This window comes from uncultured Ruegeria sp., assembly GCF_947504215.1.
Taxonomy (GTDB): domain Bacteria; phylum Pseudomonadota; class Alphaproteobacteria; order Rhodobacterales; family Rhodobacteraceae; genus Ruegeria.
Map to the genome: position 1 here is coordinate 78140 of NZ_CANNGO010000003.1, position 18872 is coordinate 97011.

At 56.0% G+C, this 18872-nt stretch carries 19 protein-coding genes; 7 read left to right on the forward strand and 12 right to left on the reverse strand.

The features are described from left to right. Nucleotides 1-54 precede the first annotated feature (54 nt). From Q1B21_RS07495 to Q1B21_RS07505, 3 genes are all read right to left on the reverse strand, one after another. Nucleotides 55-1302 (reverse strand): flagellin, encoded by a 1248-nt coding sequence (locus tag Q1B21_RS07495; RefSeq protein ID WP_298937371.1) that lies wholly within the window; start codon nt 1300-1302, stop codon nt 55-57. Nucleotides 1303-1510: 208 nt separating this feature from the next. Continuing rightward, nucleotides 1511-1870 carry a flagellar biosynthesis protein FlgN gene (locus tag Q1B21_RS07500; RefSeq protein WP_299887789.1) on the reverse strand — a complete coding sequence of 120 codons (360 nt, stop codon included), beginning with the start codon at nt 1868-1870 and terminating at the stop codon, nt 1511-1513. Beyond that, nucleotides 1860-2135 (reverse strand): rod-binding protein, encoded by a 276-nt coding sequence (locus tag Q1B21_RS07505; RefSeq protein ID WP_299887792.1) that lies wholly within the window; start codon nt 2133-2135, stop codon nt 1860-1862. Before Q1B21_RS07505 ends, Q1B21_RS07500 begins: the two co-directional genes overlap by 11 nt. Nucleotides 2136-2246: 111 nt before the next feature. On the opposite strand from Q1B21_RS07505, the gene Q1B21_RS07510 reads away from it, so the two are divergent. Genes Q1B21_RS07510 through Q1B21_RS07520 form a run of 3 tightly spaced genes read left to right on the forward strand, consistent with a single transcriptional unit; the run spans nt 2247 to nt 5070 of the window. Then, nucleotides 2247-3482: a flagellar hook-length control protein FliK gene (locus Q1B21_RS07510; RefSeq protein ID WP_299887795.1), complete on the forward strand. Its 1236-nt coding sequence runs from the start codon at nt 2247-2249 to the stop codon at nt 3480-3482. 3 nt (nt 3483-3485) lie between these two features. After that, the gene (locus Q1B21_RS07515; RefSeq protein WP_299887798.1) at nt 3486-4148 is read left to right on the forward strand and encodes a flagellar hook capping FlgD N-terminal domain-containing protein; all 663 of its coding nucleotides are present in this window, start codon (nt 3486-3488) and stop codon (nt 4146-4148) included. Nucleotides 4149-4206: 58 nt separating this feature from the next. Continuing rightward, nucleotides 4207-5070: a phosphotransferase family protein gene (locus Q1B21_RS07520; RefSeq protein WP_299887801.1), complete on the forward strand. Its 864-nt coding sequence runs from the start codon at nt 4207-4209 to the stop codon at nt 5068-5070. Between the two features lie 12 nt (nt 5071-5082). Here Q1B21_RS07520 and Q1B21_RS07525 read toward each other — a convergent pair whose 3' ends face one another. The 5 genes from Q1B21_RS07525 to Q1B21_RS07545 form a co-directional block, all read right to left on the reverse strand. Further along, complete coding sequence (locus tag Q1B21_RS07525) at nt 5083-6384, reverse strand: FAD-binding oxidoreductase (RefSeq protein ID WP_299887804.1); 1302 nt, start codon at nt 6382-6384, stop codon at nt 5083-5085. Next, nucleotides 6381-7199, reverse strand: coding sequence for an ABC transporter permease (locus tag Q1B21_RS07530; RefSeq protein WP_298937378.1), 819 nt, complete (start codon nt 7197-7199; stop codon nt 6381-6383). The genes Q1B21_RS07525 and Q1B21_RS07530 overlap by 4 nt, the downstream gene beginning before the upstream one ends. Then, entirely contained in the window at nt 7196-8086 is an 891-nt protein-coding gene (locus Q1B21_RS07535) for an ABC transporter permease subunit (RefSeq protein ID WP_298937379.1), read from the reverse strand. Before Q1B21_RS07535 ends, Q1B21_RS07530 begins: the two co-directional genes overlap by 4 nt. Then, nucleotides 8086-9213: an ABC transporter ATP-binding protein gene (locus tag Q1B21_RS07540; protein ID WP_299887810.1), complete on the reverse strand. Its 1128-nt coding sequence runs from the start codon at nt 9211-9213 to the stop codon at nt 8086-8088. Before Q1B21_RS07540 ends, Q1B21_RS07535 begins: the two co-directional genes overlap by 1 nt. Nucleotides 9214-9288: 75 nt before the next feature. Beyond that, nucleotides 9289-10374, reverse strand: coding sequence for a polyamine ABC transporter substrate-binding protein (locus tag Q1B21_RS07545; RefSeq protein WP_298937381.1), 1086 nt, complete (start codon nt 10372-10374; stop codon nt 9289-9291). A gap of 140 nt (nt 10375-10514) precedes the next feature. On the opposite strand from Q1B21_RS07545, the gene Q1B21_RS07550 reads away from it, so the two are divergent. Together Q1B21_RS07550 and Q1B21_RS07555 are read left to right on the forward strand one after the other, a co-directional pair. Beyond that, the gene (locus tag Q1B21_RS07550; RefSeq protein ID WP_299887815.1) at nt 10515-11198 is read left to right on the forward strand and encodes a GntR family transcriptional regulator; all 684 of its coding nucleotides are present in this window, start codon (nt 10515-10517) and stop codon (nt 11196-11198) included. A gap of 75 nt (nt 11199-11273) precedes the next feature. Then, nucleotides 11274-12671 carry an aspartate aminotransferase family protein gene (locus Q1B21_RS07555; protein ID WP_299887818.1) on the forward strand — a complete coding sequence of 466 codons (1398 nt, stop codon included), beginning with the start codon at nt 11274-11276 and terminating at the stop codon, nt 12669-12671. Nucleotides 12672-12729: 58 nt separating this feature from the next. Here the strand turns inward: Q1B21_RS07555 and Q1B21_RS07560 are convergent, their stop codons facing one another. Next, on the reverse strand, nt 12730-14046 hold the full coding sequence (locus tag Q1B21_RS07560; protein WP_299887821.1) for a lytic murein transglycosylase: 1317 nt from the start codon (nt 14044-14046) through the stop codon (nt 12730-12732). Nucleotides 14047-14110: 64 nt separating this feature from the next. Continuing rightward, nucleotides 14111-14824, reverse strand: a complete 714-nt coding sequence (locus Q1B21_RS07565) for a YafY family protein (protein ID WP_299887823.1) — start codon at nt 14822-14824, stop codon at nt 14111-14113. A gap of 83 nt (nt 14825-14907) precedes the next feature. On the opposite strand from Q1B21_RS07565, the gene Q1B21_RS07570 reads away from it, so the two are divergent. Both Q1B21_RS07570 and Q1B21_RS07575 read left to right on the forward strand, forming a co-directional pair. Then, nucleotides 14908-15606, forward strand: a complete 699-nt coding sequence (locus tag Q1B21_RS07570) for a glutathione S-transferase family protein (protein ID WP_299887826.1) — start codon at nt 14908-14910, stop codon at nt 15604-15606. Next, on the forward strand, nt 15603-15989 hold the full coding sequence (locus tag Q1B21_RS07575; protein WP_299887830.1) for a DUF1801 domain-containing protein: 387 nt from the start codon (nt 15603-15605) through the stop codon (nt 15987-15989). The genes Q1B21_RS07570 and Q1B21_RS07575 overlap by 4 nt, the downstream gene beginning before the upstream one ends. Here Q1B21_RS07575 and rnr read toward each other — a convergent pair. Further along, nucleotides 15980-18238 (reverse strand): ribonuclease R, encoded by a 2259-nt coding sequence (gene rnr, locus Q1B21_RS07580; RefSeq protein WP_299887833.1) that lies wholly within the window; start codon nt 18236-18238, stop codon nt 15980-15982. The two genes, Q1B21_RS07575 and rnr, sit on opposite strands and share 10 nt — an antisense overlap. Before the next feature lie 57 nt (nt 18239-18295). Further along, complete coding sequence (locus Q1B21_RS07585; protein WP_299081945.1) at nt 18296-18871, reverse strand: TIGR04282 family arsenosugar biosynthesis glycosyltransferase; 576 nt, start codon at nt 18869-18871, stop codon at nt 18296-18298. Nucleotide 18872: the final 1 nt, after the last annotated feature.

The window sequence follows — 18872 nt, forward strand, 5'->3', positions numbered from 1 at the left end:
CTTTAGGCGATCAGGGTTGGGGCGCGAAAGCCGCGCCCCAGCCAGATTCTGAACTTAACGAAACAGCGATAGGATCGATTGCGGCGCCTGATTAGCAATCGACAACGACTGCGTCGCCAGCTGTTGCTGAACCTGCAGCGCCTGCAGACGGGCAGATGTCTCTTCCATATCCGCATCGACCAGAGAGCCGATCCCCGATCTGAACGAGTCGGTCAGGTTAGAGACGAAGTTCTGCTGAGTCTCAATCCGCCCTTGTGCCGAACCAAAGGCTGCGGCGGCGTCGATTGATGTGTTGATCAGTGTCTCAATCGTACCAAGTGCCGCGGCTGCTCCCGCGTCAGAAGACACATCAACCGAGCTTAGCGCACCAAGCCCACCGGACCCAGCATTGGTGAACTGGGCCGACACAGTAACGTCACGATCAGCATCTGCACCAGCTGTCGCTGTACCTGTTACGAAAGACAGCGTACCCGCCGCGCTGGAATCATAATCGATAGCAACGCCGGTGATACCAAGCGCGTCGATCTGATTCTTCAGTCCAACCGCAACAATGGCATCAGTATAGGCGGCATCATAAGTGCCAGACGGGTCGAGATCACCGGCCTGAACCGTGTAAGACGCCACTTTGTCACCAATGGTAATCGCGATCTTGTCACCGGCTGCAAAGTTGTCGGTCCCGCTGTTGATCACGATGTCACCGCTGCCACCAGATTTGTCCATGGTGAAACCGGCCGCATCGTTATCAGTTGTTGCGTTATCCGACCCTGCAAGAACGCCTTTGCTGGTGTAACCGCCGGTCGACAAATCCTGACTTGCAACCGAAATCGATGATGAGCTCACGTTGCCGGAACTGTCACGGTCCAGCGAGGACAGGATCGAAGCAGTCCCTGCCGAGCCGTCCACCAGATTCAGTCCGTTAAACTGCGCAGCTCCAACGACCGAGGCAATCTGATCCCGCAGCGCTCCGACATCGTCATTGATTTTATCTCGGTCAACGTTGTCTTCCTGAGCGGAAACGATCTTTTCCTTCATCTGGGTCAGAAGATCGGTCACTGTTTCAGATGCGTTTCGCGCAACCGCAACTGTCGATTCACCCAAGGCCAGACTGTCTTTGATTGCCTTGAATCCTTTGACGTCCGATTCCATGACCTTGGAAATTGCCCAAACAGCAGAGTTATCTTTTGCAGTGGCAACGTCCTTACCGGTCGAAATCGCGTTCTGGGTCATTTCCAGGTTTTTGTTGACCGACTTCAGGGTCTGCAGCGCAACCATTGCGCCATTATTTGTCAGAATGCTGGACATAGTTTTCATCCTTTTCCGTTCGAGCCTTTAAGCCCTTGTTCACCCCACAGAATCTGCGGGAATTGGTGTCTTTCTGACCTGTGCGATGCGCCGTGCGGCTGTTCGCGCCACCTGCTGTTTCAGGTGCAGGATCACTTTTGAGGCCGATCCCCTAACGGAGTGCTAAAACGCGCGAACCGGAAATTTCGGATTTGAATCAAACCTTCGTCTATGCCCGCTTTTCCATTTTTGCATGACCACGAACTGGAAAACCGCTGCGCTGCCCGTCTGCGCCATAAGTGCTGAACTCCTGCCGAATTCGTCTTATCTCGGCCATACGACCAGCGACTGCGCGAATTCCTTCCGCTGCGCTGTTCAGTAATGCCTGATTTCGCTCGACCTTGTTTTGTACCCGACTCAACTCGTTACTGTCGCGAACATGAAGATCATTGATCGAACCGATCAGTTTTTCCTTTTCTGGCGCCATATGCGTCAACAGATCCAAATCCCCTTCCACCAGCGCTGCGCGCTCCAGATCCAGAATTTCTTCGAGCGATTTGATGAGGGATGTATTGGGGTCAGGTGTCATTTGTTTTCTCCATCATTGATTGCAGAAGAATTTCGGACAATCCGACGCCACCAGATCGGGCCAGTTGCTGAGCTTGATGCTGTAAAAGAAACGAAGAAAACTGATCCTCGCCCGCGCCGCCCCCAAAGGATTGCCGTGTTTTGCCCAAGCCTGCGGATTTCAGCATTTCAGCCAGAAACGCCGCTTCGAGGTCTTCGGCCGCAGCCTGAAGCCTGTTCGCGGTTGACGGCTGGGTGGCCATCTGGGGCAGTGAGGAAACCTTCATTGCTTTCTCCGAAAATTGCTTCGAACTTTCTCGATCAAAGGTGAAAGCAGTTAAAATAAACGTAACTTCCTGCAGGCAAATTCCCGGTGAGACAAACGGAGCCGGAGCAAAATGCCCAACCCGCTTACACTGGCAACCTCGACGCCAACCACGCCCAACAAACCCGGCGCCGGCCAAAGGGAAAATCACGATTCCAAAGGATCGACAAGCTTCCTTGACGTCATGAAGGAAAAGGACATTCCCTCCGAACCGGAGGCCATGATTGCAGATGCTCAGGACACGGAAGCGGAGGTAGAGGCCAGGACCCCTGACGTTGAAGGAACCCCTCCCTTACCGCCCAAGCTGCTGGTCGAAAATCAAGTATCCCAGCCAACAAGGGTCGCTGAAAACATAACCACAGCTCAGCCGGTGAATGATAGCGCCTCCGAGGTTGCGCCAACACAAAATGAAACATCCATGGTCACCAATCCTGAGGCCAATCTCGTGGACGAAGTGCAGAGACCGGTTTTGAGACGAGATAACCAACCAATGCCCGCACCACCAAGCGCGACGCCTGTGCTGTCTGAGGGGAAAAATGCAGGAAACCCGGCCTCTGCAACACGGGGATCTGAGATCATTCGCTCGGACGGACCGGCGACCGCCCAAACAGCGCACTCCGTCGGACCAGTTTCCAAACTCGTGGTCAACCCGTCCGCAATGGGTTCGCGGCTGGCCGATGATCCGCAATCACCCCCTATCCCTGCGGGCACAAGCGCCCGGACGAATGCGCCAAAGCCTGCTCCGACCGTAGCGCAGATTCAATTGATCGCTGCGGCCAAGGCCGCCGACTTGGACGAGGTTCAGCAAAGCGAAAAAGCAGAAGGGCTACTTTCTTCAAGGGATGAGCCATCACTTCACACCACGCGCGAATCGGGGGCTCAACTGATTTCAACATCGGCGACAACGCGCGCCGAAATCGCTAGGGTGATTGCTGGCCAACTGGCCGCTGCCATCCAGTCAAGACCCGGTTCCGGGGCGATTAAAATCGCCCTGAACCCGGAAGAACTGGGGCGCGTTTCCATCGTGTTGAATGGTCGAGAAGACGGGTTGCACGTGACAATTGCGGCAGAGCGCCCCGAGACGCTGGACCTGATGCGACGGCACATGGCGACGCTGACGGCAGAGTTCCAGAAACTAGGATATGGCGAGATGTCTTTCGATCTGGGAACTTCGCCAGATCAACACCACGAGAACGCAGGTTCGCAGGCAGGATCGCTTTTCGAACCGACCGCCGACGAAAGTGAGATTCGAACTGACCCCGTTCCTCGGCGCACCGCCCCGGGCAGTGGTATTGATATGAGGCTTTGAAGCATGATCAATCCAACTCAAGCCACACAACACGCGGCGCAGAACCAGTCTACCACAGCATCAAAAACGTCCGCAGTGACTTCGGATTTTGAAACGTTTTTGCTGATGATGACTACGCAAGCGCAAAATCAGGATCCTTTGGAACCAATGGATTCGTCGGACTATGCGTCGCAGCTGGCGCAGTTTTCGATGGTAGAACAACAGGTGCAGACCAATGACCTGCTGGCCGCGTTGGCGACCGCGATGGGCAGCGTAAATCTAGATGAATTAGCGAGTTGGGTTGGCATGGACGTTCGGTCTGCATCGGCTTTTCACTTTGATGATGAACCGATCACCCTGTTTACTCAACCGGATCCTGCGGCAGACGAGACGACTTTGGTGATCCGCGATGAAGAGGGTAATGTCATCGATCGCATCACAGTGCCGGTAACCGAAACGGAGTTTGTATGGGCCGGTACGGATTCTGCTGGCAACCCGTTGGCATCGGGGACCTACTCAGCAACGCTGGAAAGTTATGAAAACAGGAAACTACTGTCCGAACAATTGGCGTCATCCTATCACCGTGTTGTCGAAGCGCAGGCCGGGGATGATGCGATTGTCTTGACGCTGGAAGGCGGTCTGGTGATATCAGCAACAGAGGTCACGGCGATCCGAACAGGCGCTTGATCTGACGGACTGGACGGGCCAAACCTTGGCAACTTCCGACTCGCCAGAAGAATTGGTAATGCCGCTGTCCGATCTGCCCTCACCACCTTCCGATCTAGTTCGGCAGCTCCAAGATCAGGGGTTGATCGGCTCGGATGCGCGATTTGAAACGCTGTATGGTGGGCGCACCAATCAAGTGTGGAAGGTTCTTGGGGGCTATGGCGACAAAGTTCTGAAACTGTACCAAACATCCCTTGGAAATCCGCTGTTCCGTAACGATGCAGAACTAGAGGCGCGTTGCCTAAAGGCCTTGGAGGCTTCTGGTTTCGTGCCTCGATTGCGGGCGACCGGCCAGCATCGGAACGATCATTGGGTTTTTTACGACCACGCGCCGGGATCACCTTGGCGGGAAAATCCTGAACCTGTCGCGGAATTGCTGCGCAAGTTGCATTCGCATCCGATCCTAGACGTCGCCCCGGAAGGGTGCAATGGCAGCGCTGACCTCACGGCGCACGGGCAAAAGATATTGGATGGGTGCGCATCAGAAACTCGCCGTAGGTTGATCGAATTGCGCCCAGCGCACACAGTACCTGCGACCACCAGAACATGCCTGATCCATGGCGACCCTGTTGCCGGGAATATTCTTGTGGCGAAAAGCGGGGTGACATTGATTGACTGGCAATGCCCGGCTGTGGGCGACCCTTGCGAAGACATCGCCTTGTTTCTGTCACCGGCCATGCAACGCCTTTATCGGGGCACACCCCTGACCGCCAAGGAAGTAGACCGATTCCTGTCAGCCTACAAACACCCAGAGATCATCGCCCGTTTCGAAGTTCTTCGTCCATGGTTTGCATGGCGTATGGCCGCATATTGCTTGTGGCGTGTCGAGAATGGCGCCACCGACTATGCTGAGGGGTTGCGGTTGGAAATGGAGACGCTCTGAGTTGATGAGATCTCAGAGATCGGCAAACGCCATAGCAGCGTAAGCGGGCGGCATGATCGCGCGACGCCAGCGGCCAAAAGGAAACCGCCGCGGAGTCTGTGTCATTGGCGTAGGCAGGTTACTGTCTTGCCCCAACGCCAGTCGCGCCAACGCCCTTCCACAATAAGTCCCCATGGCGACACCATTTCCGTGATAGGCAAAGCCGGCAAGCAGTCCCGCCTGCCCCTGCACAGGTCCAACAAACGGCAGCAATCCACGCGACATGCACACCATACCCGACCAGATATGAGTCGCTTCGACCCGTGACCATTCGGGAAACATGCGCTGAAAATCCTGTTGCACCTTTCGCCGAATTGCGGCCTCGCTGCGCGGGGAGGATCGCAACCCGCCCCGCATGCCGAACAGAAAACGCCCATCCGGCATCAGTCGAAAATAGTGCAGCAGGTTTCGGGTATCATAGCACATCTGATCCGACGTCCACCCCTGCGCCAACCGCTCTGCTTGGCTTAGGGGTCGGGTCACCATAACGGTGGATTGCGCAGGCATGTATCGGGCAGACATCCAGGCTGGTATATCCTCGCTGGAATATCCGTTGGTGCAGACAAGAACCTTTTTGGCGTTGACCCGACCGTTGGGTGTCTGCAGCACAAACCCTGATCCCACATTCTGTATGTTTAACACCGCGCTTTTTTGGAAGAATTCAACGCCAAGGGCCGCGGCGGCTTTTGCTATTCCGAAAAGATATTTCCGTGGGTTCAATCCAAATCCCACCGGCAGAGTGAGCCCTCCGTGGAACGACCCTCCGATACCTATCCCGGTCAATTCATGTTGCTCGTGCAAAGTTCCCGACGCATCCACCGTCCGGCGCAGCTTTTGCATCGCGCGAGGGGAGTGAGCCAGCTGGGTTTCGCCTTGCGAATGGGTATCAGCTTCGATTTCATGAACCGCCAGCAGATCCGATACCAACTGAACAGCGTCCAGTTCAGCCTGGCCATAAGCTTGTGCCGGCGACTGCCCAAACCGGCGTGCAATTTTTGCGTGATCAAGCTTTGACCCGCCCAGACAACAAAATCCGCCATTGCGACCTGATGCGCCCCATCCTGGCGTTTCAGCTTCGAACACGGCGACGGAAACTGCGCTTTCGACCAGATGCAATGCGGCAGAAACACCGGTGAAACCACCTCCGATGATCGCAACATCCACACTGGTTGCATCCTGATGCTCGGGCCAATCCGGGCCGTCGATTGTCTCATCCCACCAACACCCCTCGCGCGGTCCAGGGCCGTAGGTGTAGTCTGGGAAAATACGCCTCATTCCGCGCGTTCAGCCGCCATTTCGTCCTGCCGTTGACGCATCATCGCGCGTTTGGTGACCAGCGATGCGGTGACGACGCCAACAGTGACGACCGCAATCATGATTGTTGAAAGCGCGTTGATTTCGGGACTTACACCCAAGCGCACCGCCGAGAAAATTTTGATCGGCAAGGTCGTGGCTGACGGGCCCGAGGTAAAGGACGCGATCACCAGATCATCCAGCGACAACGTAAAGGCCAACAACCACCCCGAAATCACTGCCGGCGCAATGATTGGCAGGGTCACAAGGCGAAAGGCCTGAGCAGATGAACATCCCAAATCCAACGCCGCTTCTTCCAATGATTGATCAAAGGTCACAAGGCGCGACGATACTACAACGGAAACAAAGCACATCGAAAACGTCGTATGCGCCAAAACGATCGTCAGAATACCCCGATCAAGCCCGATGCCGATGAACAACAACAGCAGGGACAAACCTGTGATCACTTCGGGCATCACCAGCGGGGCGTAGATCATACCCGAGAACAGCGTACGGCCAAAGAAACGCCCGCCGCGCACCAGCACATACGCCGCCGCTGTGCCCAGAACAGTTGCCAGTGTCGAAGAGAACACCGCGACGCGTACAGTAACCCACGCAGCATCCAGAAATGCTTCGTTCTGAACCAGTTCACCGTACCATTTGGTCGAGAACCCGGCCCAGACAGTGACCAGTTTGCTTTCGTTAAAGCTGAAGATGATCAGGATGATCATCGGGATATAGAGGAACGCAAACCCCAGCGTCAGGGAAACCGTGTTGAACCAGCTTAACCTGTTCATTGCTCGGCCTCCGTCTGCTTTTGCTGGTTGCGTTGGAACAGTACGATCGGGATGATCAGGATCAGCAGGAGAACCACCGCCACGGCACTTGCCACTGGCCAGTCCCGGTTCGAGAAAAACTCTTCCCACAACACCTTGCCGATCATCAGCGTACCGGATCCACCCAGCAGGGACGGGATGACGAATTCACCTATCACCGGGATCATCACAAGGAAGCACCCGGCAATGATGCCCGGACGGGACAACGGGATTGTGACCAGCCAGAATGCCTGCACGCGCGAACAGCCCAAGTCTTCGGCAGCCTCGATCAGAGATCCATCCATCCGTTCAAGCGCCGAATAGATCGGGAGAATCATGAAAGGCAGATAGGTGTAGACGATGCCGATATAGACCGCGGTATTCGTGTTCAGAATGGTCAGCGGGGTCGAGATGATACCCGTCCACAGCAGCAACTGGTTCAGATACCCGCCCTCGCTGAGAATACCCATCCACGCGTACACACGGATCAGGAACGAGGTCCAGAATGGCAGGATGACCAGCATCATCAGGGTTGGGCGCCATTCTTCCGGCGCTCTGGCCATGCCGTATGCGATGGGGTAACCAACGATCAGTGTCAGCACGGTCGAGATCAGCGCGATCTTGACGCTGGACAGATAGGCTTTCCAATACAGGTCATCTTCTGTCAGCCAAACGAAATTCTCCAGATCTAATTGACTGAAAAACTCTTTGATACCGGCCCAACCCTGAGACAGATCCAGCGTCGGCGTGTAAGGCGGGATCGCAAGGGCCGTGTCCGACAGCGATATCTTCAGAACGATGAAGAATGGTACCATAAACAGGGCCAAAAGCCAGACATATGGAACGGCGATCAAAAAGGCGCGGCGCATCAGTTGGCCAGCAAAACCGCAGCCGTTGCTGTCCAGGACAGCCAGACCGGGTCTTCCCAAGTGAAGGATCGACGCGAGATTCGCCGGGTATTGGCCGATTGCGCCTTGATAACAGTGCCATTCGCCAGCTCGACATAGTAGGTGGATAAGTTGCCCAGATAGGCGATGTCATGCACTTTGCCCTGAATGGCGTTTACGGCGTCTTCTGGCCTCTCGGCGGAGATTGTCACCTTCTCGGGCCGGATCGCCAGATGGCACGATTGGCCGTTGGACAATGCAGTGGCTGAGGTCGCAGTCAGTGGTGTCTGCCCTTCGGCCCAATCAACTTGATAAGTCTTATCTCCGCCCGACGTTGCGCGACCCTCGATGATATTCACGTCGCCAATAAAATCCGCCACGTAAACCGAGTTCGGGTTTTCATAGATGCGATCGGGCGTCGCAACTTGTTTCAATTGCCCCTGATCCATCACCGCAACGCGGCTGGCAACGGTCATCGCCTCTTCCTGATCGTGGGTCACAATCACGAAAGTGGTGCCCGTCTTTTCCTGAATGTCCATCAGTTCGAATTGCGTGTCTTGCCGCAGCTTCTTGTCCAAAGCGCCCAACGGTTCATCCAGCAACAGTAGTTTGGGCGCTTTGGCGAGCGATCGCGCCAATGCCACGCGCTGACGTTGCCCGCCCGAGATCTGATGCGGTTTGCGGCGGGCGAATTGTTCCAGTCGAGTCAGGCGTAACATCTCTTCAACGCGTTCTTGCAGATCATGTTTGGGCATGTTGTCCCTGCGCAAACCAAAGGCAATGTTGTCCCAGATGCTCAGATGCGGAAACAGGGCATAAGACTGGAACATCATGTTTACGGCGCGTTTGTTGGGCGGGATCGGATCAATGTCCTGACCCCCAAGCAGAATGTGCCCTTCCGTCGGGGTTTCAAACCCAGCCAGCATCCGCATCATCGTGGTTTTCCCACAACCGGACGGTCCCAGCAAAGCAAAGAATTCACGCTCGAAAATGTCCAGAGACAGGTTGTCGATTGCCGTGAAGCTCCCGAAACGCTTGGTCACATTTTGGAACTGGATCAATGGTTTCGCCTGTGGGTCTTCCCACGGCGCAAAAACGTCAGAGTTCAAAGCGGCCCCCGCATGTCGGTCAGGACAGAAAATACGCTGGGCGGTGTCGACACCGCCCAGCGTCGAATAGTCGGATCAGGTACCAGACTTGACCTTGGTCCAAAGACGAGTCACGACCCGCTGCACCTTCGCGGGATAAGGTGTGGTGATGTAGAGATTCTGCATCGTAGCATCATCCGGATAGATTGCCGGATCACCGATCACGTCTTCCTCAAGAAATTCCTGAGACGCTTGGTTGCCGTTCGCGTAGTACACATAGTTCGACGCGGCGGCCATGTTGTTGGCGTCCAGAATGAAATCAAGGAACTTATGCGCGCCTTCCGGATTTGGTGCATCCGCCGGAATGGCCATCTGGTCGAACCACATCAGCGATCCTTCGGCGAAGGCATGATATTCGATCTCAACTCCGTTGTCCGCCTCGGCTGCGCGGTCCCGCGCCTGAAGGATGTCACCAGACCAGCCTACGGCAACACAGATATCGCCGTTTGCTAGCGCGTTGATGTATTCTGAGCTGTGGAATTTTTGAATATGCGGCCGGACGCTGGTCAGAACCTCTTCAGCTTTGCCAATCACGTCTTTGTCGTGACTGTCGGGATCCTCACCAATGTATTGCAGAACCATCGGGATGATTTCCGAGGGTGCATCCAGGAAATGCACCCCGCACGAGGCCAGCTTTTCCATATTCTCGGGCTTCAGGACCAGGTCCATGCTGTTCAAAGCAACATCATCGCCCAGCACTTCTTTGACTTTGCCGACATTAATGCCGAGGCCGGTCGTTCCCCACATGTAATTAATGGAATACGCGTTGTTCGGGTCGTAGCCTGCGGTGCGTTCCTGAATGACGTCCCACAGGTTGCCAGAGTTCGACAACTTCGACGAATCCAGCTCTTGGAAGGCACCTGCTTGAATCTGACGTTGCAAGAACGTCCCGGACGGCACCACCACGTCATAGCCGGAGCCACCGGCAAGCATTTTGGTCTCAAGGACCTCGTTGCTGTCAAATACGTCATAGATCAGGGTCAGGCCTGACTCTTCTTCGAATTTACTCAGCAGATCCTCGTCGATGTAGTCGGACCAGTTGTAAACACGCACCTCATCGGCAAAAGCCGCCGATGTCCCCAATGCGATGACCGCTGTCAGCGTCAGCGTTTTGATTATCATATTCTTCTCCCTGCGAATGTACGAATATCTTCCCGTTTTTTTGGATTTGATCAAGTTTTGCGTTTTCCCCCGATCCAGCGTATGGTTTCACGAGGTCCGCCACCTGACAAGTCAGGGGTAGTCGAAATAGGATGAACCAATTGGATTTGATCAAAAATAAGGCGTTGGCCACACCAACCGAGCGCGAGAAACGCCCCGCCCACGAGCAGGTATACCAAACTCTCAGATCTCAAATCCTGTTCGGCGAACTGGTCCCGGGTCAGCCCGTCACGATCCAGGGTTTGACTGATTCGCTGGGCGTCGGCATGACTCCGGTACGTGAAGCGATCCGCAGACTTATTTCGGACGGTGCATTGGTTTTTCAAGGCAATCGCCGGGTGAGTGTTCCATTGCTATCCACGGCTGACATCGAAGAGATGATATTCGCCAGAATATCAATAGAATCAGAGCTTTCTAGACGCGCAACGGCAAACCTGCAGGTCGAAGATATTGATCATCTGGAGCGCATTGATCGGCATTTGGACCGGACTATCGCCGACGGCGACGTCAGCGGGTATCTACGTTTAAACCAAGCTTTTCACGAGACGCTGTATTCCCACGCGAACGCTCCGATCCTCAGTGATCTTGCGGAAAGATTATGGCTTCGGTTTGGCCCATCTCTGCGGGTTGTTTGCGGTCGCTTCGGCACGCAAAGCCTGCCGGATCGACATAAAGATATTATTGCAGCTTTGCGCAAAGGGGACGCAGATCATGTGGCCAAGGCAACTGCTCAGGACATCGAGCAAGGGATGGAGCTGATGGCAGAAGCGCTTACAGCCGCCTAGTTCCATGCGATTCGATTGACAGCGCAGAATTTGATCATATTGTGATCTCCAATCGCTCTTGCAGGAGATTCTCCGATGTCCACCATCACCAATCATATGCCGACCGCCGAACTACAGGCACTGGATGCGGCGCATCACCTCCACCCGTTTTCCGCCAATGGCGCGTTGGGTCAGGAAGGCGCGCGCGTGATTACCCGCGCGGACGGCGTATATTTGACCGATAGCGAGGGCGAAGAAATTCTGGACGCCATGGCCGGTCTTTGGTGCGTCAATATCGGATACGGTCGTGACGAACTTGCGGACGTCGCCGCGCGTCAGATGCGAGAGCTTCCCTATTACAACACCTTCTTCAAAACGACTCATATTCCGGTTATCGCGCTGGCAGCCAAGATTGCTGAATTGGCGCCGGGTGATCTGAACCACGTTTTCTTCGCAGCCGGAGGGTCCGAGGCAAACGACACCAATATTCGCCTCGTGCGCACCTATTGGGCCGAGAAAGGTCAGCCTGACAAAAACATCATCATCAGCCGCAAGAATGCCTATCACGGATCGTCAGTGGGATCGGCTTCTTTGGGTGGAATGGCGGGTATGCACGCACAGGGCGGTATCCCGATTCCGAACATTCACCACATCAACCAACCTAACTGGTGGGCTGAAGGGGGTGAAATGTCGCCGGAAGATTTTGGCGTGGCCCGCGCGCGCGAGCTAGAAGACGCCATTCTGGAGTTGGGCGAAGACCGCGTCGCGGCGTTTATTGCTGAACCGGTGCAAGGCGCAGGCGGCGTCATCGTGGCGCCCGATACATATTGGCCCGAAATTCAGCGTATCTGCGACAAATACGAAATCCTGCTGATTGCCGACGAGGTGATCTGCGGGTTTGGTCGCACTGGCAATTGGTTCGGATCACAGACCGTTGGGATCAAGCCGCATATCATGACCATCGCCAAGGGCCTCAGCTCGGGCTATGCGCCGATTGGTGGATCGATCGTCAATGATGAGATCGCCAAAGTGATCGGGGGCACCGAATTCAACCACGGCTACACCTATTCCGGCCACCCTGTGGCCGCAGCCGTAGCGCTTGAGAACCTGCGCATTCTTGAGGAAGAAAAGATCGTCGATCACGTACGCGACGTGGCTGCCCCATATCTGAAGAAAAAGTGGGAAGCACTGGCAGATCATCCGCTGGTGGGTGAGGCCAAGATCGTCGGCATGATGGCATCCATTGCCCTGACTCCAGATAAAGCAAGCCGCGCCAAGTTTGCATCAGAGCCGGGCACCGTTGGTTACATCTGCAGGGATTGTTGCTTTGCCAACAACCTGATCATGCGTCATGTGGGTGACCGGATGATCATCTCGCCGCCGCTGATCCTGACCCCCGCTGACATCGACGAGATGTTCGAACGCATTCTCAAATCTCTGGACGAAGCGCATGCAGAGATCATCAAGCAAGGTCTGATGAAAGCTGCGTCCTGAGCTTTCTGGCCGAGGCATCGAAACACAAGGGGCGGTCAACAAGACCGCCCCTTATCTTTTACCGCAAACGCTCCAACAACTGAAGGGTGGCATAACCATCTGGTGGCAAACCCTGTGCCACTTGATAGGCGCGCAACGCGTCGATTGTGTTTGGCCCAATGCGCCCGTCAATTGATTGCGTATCAAATCCAGCTTGTGTCAGGCGTGTCTGCAACTCTTTACGCTCAGTGAAACTCAATACCCGATCACCGCGCGGCCAATCAGATCGAAACGCGCCGCGCCCGGCCAATCGGTCAGACAAATGGCCAATACCGATAACATAGGCATCCGCCCCATTGTATGCCTCGATCACCTTGAAATTTTCGAAAATCATCAATGCGACACCTTGCCCGCCTGCCGGAAGCAAAATTGCGGCCTGCCCATAGTCTGGCACCGGCGCGCCATCCGGTGCCACCACGCCCTGCGCGGCCCATTCGGACGGCATCAGAGTGAATTCGCGCTTGGCTGACGAAAAGTCGAACCCTTCCGGCAGGTTCACTTCGACACCCCATGGCTGGCCTTTGGTCCACCCGTGCCGCGCCAGATACGCCGCTGTTGAAGCCAGCGCATCCGTCGGATCATCGGACCAGATATCCCGCCGGCCGTCCCCATCGAAATCTACGGCATGATCTAGATACGAGGTCGGCATAAACTGCGTGTGCCCCATCGCTCCGGCCCAGCTGCCGACCATGTTTCCGGCGCTGACATCACCTGACTGGATGATCTGCAATGCCGCGATCAGCTGGGTTTCAAAGAACTGCGCCCGCCGTGCGTCAAATGCTAATGTCGCCAGAGAGCGGATGGTTTGGTTGTTTCCCCGGTATGATCCGAATGCAGTTTCCAGCCCCCAAATAGCTGTGACAACCTCTTTTTCGACCCCATATTGGGCTTCTATCTGTTCTAGTATCTGACGATACCGGTCCAGAGACTCACGTCCATTGGAAATCCGGGTGTCAGAGACTGCTGAATCCAGATATTCCCAGATCGGTTTTGAGAATTCGGCCTGATTGCGGTCGCGTTTTATGACGTCCTTGTCATAGGTTACGTTGGACAAAGCCCTGACCAGAGTTGTCTGCGAGACACCCTGCTGACTTGCCCGTTTTTGGAAAGACCCCAACCAGGCCTCAAACCGTGCATTGCCTTCTGTCGACACGCGCAACACCTCAGCTGTCGGTCGGGGTATCGGTCGCACCGAGACGGTAACGTCCGCAGATGCAAGTTGTATCGTTTTGTCCAAAGGCCCGGTTTCGGGCCCCAGACTATTGTCTGTGGTTTCCGCCTGTACGATGGATGCCCACAATGCCACGGTCATAACGCCGCCTACGCATTTACGCATTCCGGATTTTTCCTGTTTACTGCTCAACCTTAGGATAGCGCAAAATCGGAAAATCACAAAGCACTCAACCTTGCGAATCGTTTTCCGTCGCCGTGTGGTTTGCGCGGATACGCTCTAACGCATCGCGCAACATCGGCACCCGGTTTGGTCGAAAGCTTTGATCTGTAACCAACATCTCGTGCATACGGTCCAGACGAAAGACACGAAAATCCTGCCTGAGATGGCACCAGCTTAGCAATACGTTCGAACGATCCATGTAAACGATACTCAACGGGTTCACGCACCGACGCGTGTCGCTTCCTTTTGCGTCCGTATACGAGAACTCGATCGTGCGTTCATCCCAGGTCGCTTGGCGTAATGCAGCGACTTCAATCGTCGGGGCTGGCGGTCTATTGAATCGCGTAGCGGCCAACACCGCGTGGCTCAACCTATGGGACTGTCGCTGCGGAAGGCGACCCTGTAATTTGTGCAGCGCTGCACTGGCAGCTTCCGATAAGGCAGGATCACCGATCACCTGAACCTCGCGCAAGCCCAGGACCAATGCCTCCAGCTCATTATCTGTAAATCCCAATGGTGGCAGCGTGGCGTCTTCGATCAGGGTAAATCCAAACCCCGCTTCACCGTCAATGACAGCCCCCAAGCCACGCAGCGCATCGATATCCCGATGGATCGTGCGGGCAGAAACACCCAGATCCTGTGCCAGCTGAATCGACGTTTTTGGCGACGGACCAGAGCGCAGGGCTTGCATCAATTGGAACAGGCGAGCAGTGCGGGACATAACACATCCTAACCTAACTCTGATGACAGGAATTGTCATCAGTGCAAGATACCTATCAGCCATCCCAAAAGATGGAGCGAAACATGCTGACCCTTCTCACTTACCCCTCTGCCTTCGGCCTGTTCAGTGCCAGCCCATTTTGCGTCAAAAGCGCGTTCATGCTGCGGCAGTCAGGACAAGCCTGGCGGCGGTCTGACATGCTTGATCCGCGCAAGATGCCGCATCAGAAATTGCCGGTGCTGCGCACCCCAGAACGGCTGGTCCCTGACAGCGACATGATCCGTACATGGTTAGAACAACAGGGGGCGGACTTTGATAAAGGCCTCACGGACATTCAAAAGGCGCAATCCCGAACCTTGGTTCGCACGGCTGAAGAACACCTATATTTTCACATCGTGCTGGACCGCTGGGGCAATGACGAGGTGTGGCCAATCCTGCGTGAGACGTTTTTTACTGGAATTCCGGCGCTTATCCGCAAACCAGTATCCAGTTCGATCAGAAAAGCGGTACTGAAAGGGATTAATTCACAAGGGATCGGCCGGTTTTCACTGCCGGAGCGACTGGACCGGGTAGAGCGTGACCTTGAGGCGATCTCGGCCCATCTATGGCAATCGCCCTTCCTGATGGGCGACCAGCCGACCTCTGCAGACATGAGCGTTGGCCCAATGTTGGCTGCAATGCGAGCAACACCCGTCGATACCCCGCTGACGCAACGCATCAAACAGGATACGCTACTCAACAGCTACGTGGATCGGGTGGAAGAGGCATTGCCGCTGACATGAGACAGATAGAAGATCCAGCCGTTGCGGCAGCGTTTGACGCGCTGCCGCAGGATACGCGAACCGGTGTCCTGAAACTGCGGGAACTGATACTGGAAACAGCGGCATCTTTGCCCACCGCTCAGCCGCTGCAGGAGGCATTGCGGTGGGGGCAACCGGCGTATCTGGCGCCAAAAGGATCAACAATTCGGCTGGGTGGGCACAAATCGGCCCAGTTTGCACTGTTCGTGCACTGCCAAAGCCGATTGATGGGCGATTTCACAACGACCTTTCCCGGCGAAGATCGGATCGACGGCAACCGGGCGGTTCTGTTCGACTCACCCGATCAGATCGACGAAACACGCCACGGATGGTTGATCGCACGGGCTTTGACCTATCACCTCTGACGGCGCTTACGTTCGATCTTGCGTTTGATCTTGTCTTTCTTGCGTTTCGTGCTGACTGCTTTCCGGCGCGTGGGCTTTTTGCCCGTCCCGCGCCCACGTGGCAGGGCCTGATCGTCGATGGATAATAATTCCAATTCCAAGCCGCCTGTCACGGGTGTTGCCTCGGTCAAGCGGACGGTGACACGCTGCCCGATCGCAATGATCAAGCCAGTGTCTGAGCCCATCAACGTGCCCGCCTCTTGGTCGAAATGGAAAAACTCGTGCCCCAGCGATCGTACGGGAACCAGCCCATCCGCCCCGGTTTCATCCATCTTCACAAATGCCCCAAACCGGGCAATGCCGCTGATCCGTCCGGAGAACTCGTTGCCAACACGTTCGCTGAGATAGGCGGCAAGGTATCGATCTGTGGTGTCCCGTTCAGCCATCATAGAACGGCGTTCTGTGTCCGAGATATGGGTGGCGGTCTCTTCCAGTCGGTCAATCTCTTCCTCGGTCAGCCCGTCATTGCCCCAGTTATGGGCAGTAATCAGCGCGCGGTGAACGATCAGATCCGCGTAACGACGAATGGGCGAGGTAAAATGCGCATAGTTCCGCAGTGCCAAGCCAAAGTGGCCGAAGTTTTCAGGGTTGTAGTAGGCCTGGGCCATCGAGCGCAGCGTGCTCAGGTTGATCAACTCGGCATCCTCGGTGCCAGCTGCAGCATTCAGCAGTGCGTTCAGATGACGGGTTTGCAGCACCTGCCCCTTGGCTAGGTTTAGACCGGCGGCCTGCGCGGTTTCACGAAGGCTTTCCAGTTTTTCAGGCGCAGGTTCCTCGTGCACGCGGAACAGCAGTGGACGACGCTTGGCAATCAGGGTTTCCGCCGCCGAGACATTGGCCAGGATCATGAATTCTTCGATCAGCCGATGTGCGTCTAGCCGATCGCGAAAGGCAACGCTTTGCACCTCACCTTGTTCACTGAGGATGATCTTGCGTTCCGGCAGGTCGAGATCCAGCGGTTGACGTTCCGCCCGCGCCTTTTTTAGCGCTGCATAGGCGGCGTAGAGCGGCTTCAGAACCGGCTCTAACAACGGCCCTGTCTTGTCGTTCACCGAGCCATCGATGGCCTCTTGCACTTCGGCATAGTGCAAGGACGCCGCAGACCGCATTAGACCGCGCACAAAACGATGGCCGATCTTATTCCCGTCTGCATCGATTTGCATCCGCACCGCGATACAAGCCCTTGGTACGCCTTCGTGCAGTGAACACAGGTCCCCGGACAGCCGATCCGGCAGCATTGGCACAACTCGATCCGGGAAATAGCTGGAGTTTCCGCGTTTACGCGCCTCGCGGTCCAGCGCCGTGCCGGGCTGAACATAGGCGGCGACATCTGCAATCGCGACCCAGATCACATGCCCGCCTGGGTTTTTGGGGTCGTCATCTGCGTGTGCGTAGCACGCATCATCATGATCACGCGCATCAGACGGATCGATGGTCAGCAACGGCATGTCGCGCAGATCTTCGCGCCCTTTCAGTCCAACAGGTCTGGCCTTGTCGGCCTCTTCGATCACCTTGTCCGGGAAGTCATCAGGAATTCCGTGTTGATGAATTGCAATCAGCGAAACCGCCTTGGGTGCAGACGGGTCGCCCAGACGCTCGACAATGCGCGCGCGGGGCAGGCCCATACGGGTCTTCGGTCCGGCCTGCTCAGCCTCGACCAACTCTCCGTCTTTGGCACCGTGATCTGCGCCATCTTGCACCAGCCACTCGGTCTGGCCCGCCTTGTCGATGGGCACGATCCGGCCACCTTCGGCCCCTTTGCGGAAGATCCCCACAACGCGGCGCGGGTTGGATCCAATGCGGCGGATCAGGCGGGCTTCGTAATTATGGTCTTCCTCATGCACCACGGTTAGCCGGGCCAGAATGCGATCACCTTCGCCCAAAGCTGGATCGCTGGCCCGCGGGATGATCAGGACAATGGGTTCCACCCCTTCGCCATGCCATTCCAACGGCCGGGCAAACAGATCGCCGTCCGAATTGGGCGCTTTCACCTGTAAAACGCTGACAGGTGGCAACCGATCAGGATCGCGGTAGCTGCGATTGCGCTTTTCCAGATGCCCCTCGGCCTCCAGCTCGCGCAGGATACGCTTCAAATCGATCCGAGCCGCGCCTTTGATGCCAAAAGCCTTAGCGATATCGCGTTTTGAAGTCAGGGTGGGGTTTGCCGAGATCCAGTCCAGGACCTCCTGCTTGGTGGGGATGCGAGTCATATCTTCGGCCTAACACGGGCGTACGACCGCGTCATGACCAAAAAACGGCGATTTGGGTCAGCTTGGCAGATCGGCCACGGTATCAACGTCGCGCAGATTGTCCAACAGTGTAGTTCGGTATCCCGAAACGGAAGCCAGCGTGTCTGCTAGCGCATGCTTGGTCGACCACCTCACACCCTCGAACAGCGCCGGCGACAACGCGCCATATCGCTGCGCACCGACCAGCCAATATCCGCCATCCGGCGCGGGGCCAAACACCATCTGAGATCTGCCCAACACGTGAAAAGCCCGCGCCACGTGCCCGCGTGTGATACCTGGAATGTCCGCGCCAATCAGGCAAACCGGCCCTTTCGGCGTCGACCAAAGCAACCGTCCCATTCTGGCGCCAAGATCGCCGCGTCCCTGCGGCGTTCGTGTCAGGTCAGCTGGCCAGATCCGGCTGTTCAGCCCTTCCCGATCTGGTGATACGGCCAGCACAATCCGCCATCGAGGGTCACGCAAACGTCGGATCAACGATCGTGTCTGATGCCGAAACCACCACGCCGCACCAACCATGCCAATATCGCGCCCAAGCCGCGTTTTGACCCGGCCCGGACGGGGTTCTTTGATCATGATAATCAATGTACGTTGCATG

Excerpts from the sequence above, each read along its gene's own strand:
- Q1B21_RS07565 (WP_299887823.1), bottom strand. The coding sequence starts at position 14,824 with ATGTCCCGCACTGCTCGCCTGTTCCAATTGATGCAAGCCCTGCGCTCT.
- rnr (WP_299887833.1), bottom strand. The coding sequence starts at position 18,238 with ATGACTCGCATCCCCACCAAGCAGGAGGTCCTGGACTGGATCTCGGCA.
- Q1B21_RS07555 (WP_299887818.1), top strand. The coding sequence starts at position 11,274 with ATGTCCACCATCACCAATCATATGCCGACCGCCGAACTACAGGCACTG.
- Q1B21_RS07520 (WP_299887801.1), top strand. The coding sequence starts at position 4,207 with ATGCCGCTGTCCGATCTGCCCTCACCACCTTCCGATCTAGTTCGGCAG.
- Q1B21_RS07505 (WP_299887792.1), bottom strand. The coding sequence starts at position 2,135 with ATGAAGGTTTCCTCACTGCCCCAGATGGCCACCCAGCCGTCAACCGCG.
- Q1B21_RS07530 (WP_298937378.1), bottom strand. The coding sequence starts at position 7,199 with ATGAACAGGTTAAGCTGGTTCAACACGGTTTCCCTGACGCTGGGGTTT.
- Q1B21_RS07535 (WP_298937379.1), bottom strand. The coding sequence starts at position 8,086 with ATGCGCCGCGCCTTTTTGATCGCCGTTCCATATGTCTGGCTTTTGGCC.
- Q1B21_RS07500 (WP_299887789.1), bottom strand. The coding sequence starts at position 1,870 with ATGACACCTGACCCCAATACATCCCTCATCAAATCGCTCGAAGAAATT.
- Q1B21_RS07525 (WP_299887804.1), bottom strand. The coding sequence starts at position 6,384 with ATGAGGCGTATTTTCCCAGACTACACCTACGGCCCTGGACCGCGCGAG.
- Q1B21_RS07575 (WP_299887830.1), top strand. The coding sequence starts at position 15,603 with ATGAGACAGATAGAAGATCCAGCCGTTGCGGCAGCGTTTGACGCGCTG.
- Q1B21_RS07545 (WP_298937381.1), bottom strand. The coding sequence starts at position 10,374 with ATGATAATCAAAACGCTGACGCTGACAGCGGTCATCGCATTGGGGACA.
- Q1B21_RS07515 (WP_299887798.1), top strand. The coding sequence starts at position 3,486 with ATGATCAATCCAACTCAAGCCACACAACACGCGGCGCAGAACCAGTCT.
- Q1B21_RS07570 (WP_299887826.1), top strand. The coding sequence starts at position 14,908 with ATGCTGACCCTTCTCACTTACCCCTCTGCCTTCGGCCTGTTCAGTGCC.
- Q1B21_RS07510 (WP_299887795.1), top strand. The coding sequence starts at position 2,247 with ATGCCCAACCCGCTTACACTGGCAACCTCGACGCCAACCACGCCCAAC.
- Q1B21_RS07495 (WP_298937371.1), bottom strand. The coding sequence starts at position 1,302 with ATGTCCAGCATTCTGACAAATAATGGCGCAATGGTTGCGCTGCAGACC.
- Q1B21_RS07560 (WP_299887821.1), bottom strand. The coding sequence starts at position 14,046 with ATGCGTAAATGCGTAGGCGGCGTTATGACCGTGGCATTGTGGGCATCC.
- Q1B21_RS07585 (WP_299081945.1), bottom strand. The coding sequence starts at position 18,871 with ATGCAACGTACATTGATTATCATGATCAAAGAACCCCGTCCGGGCCGG.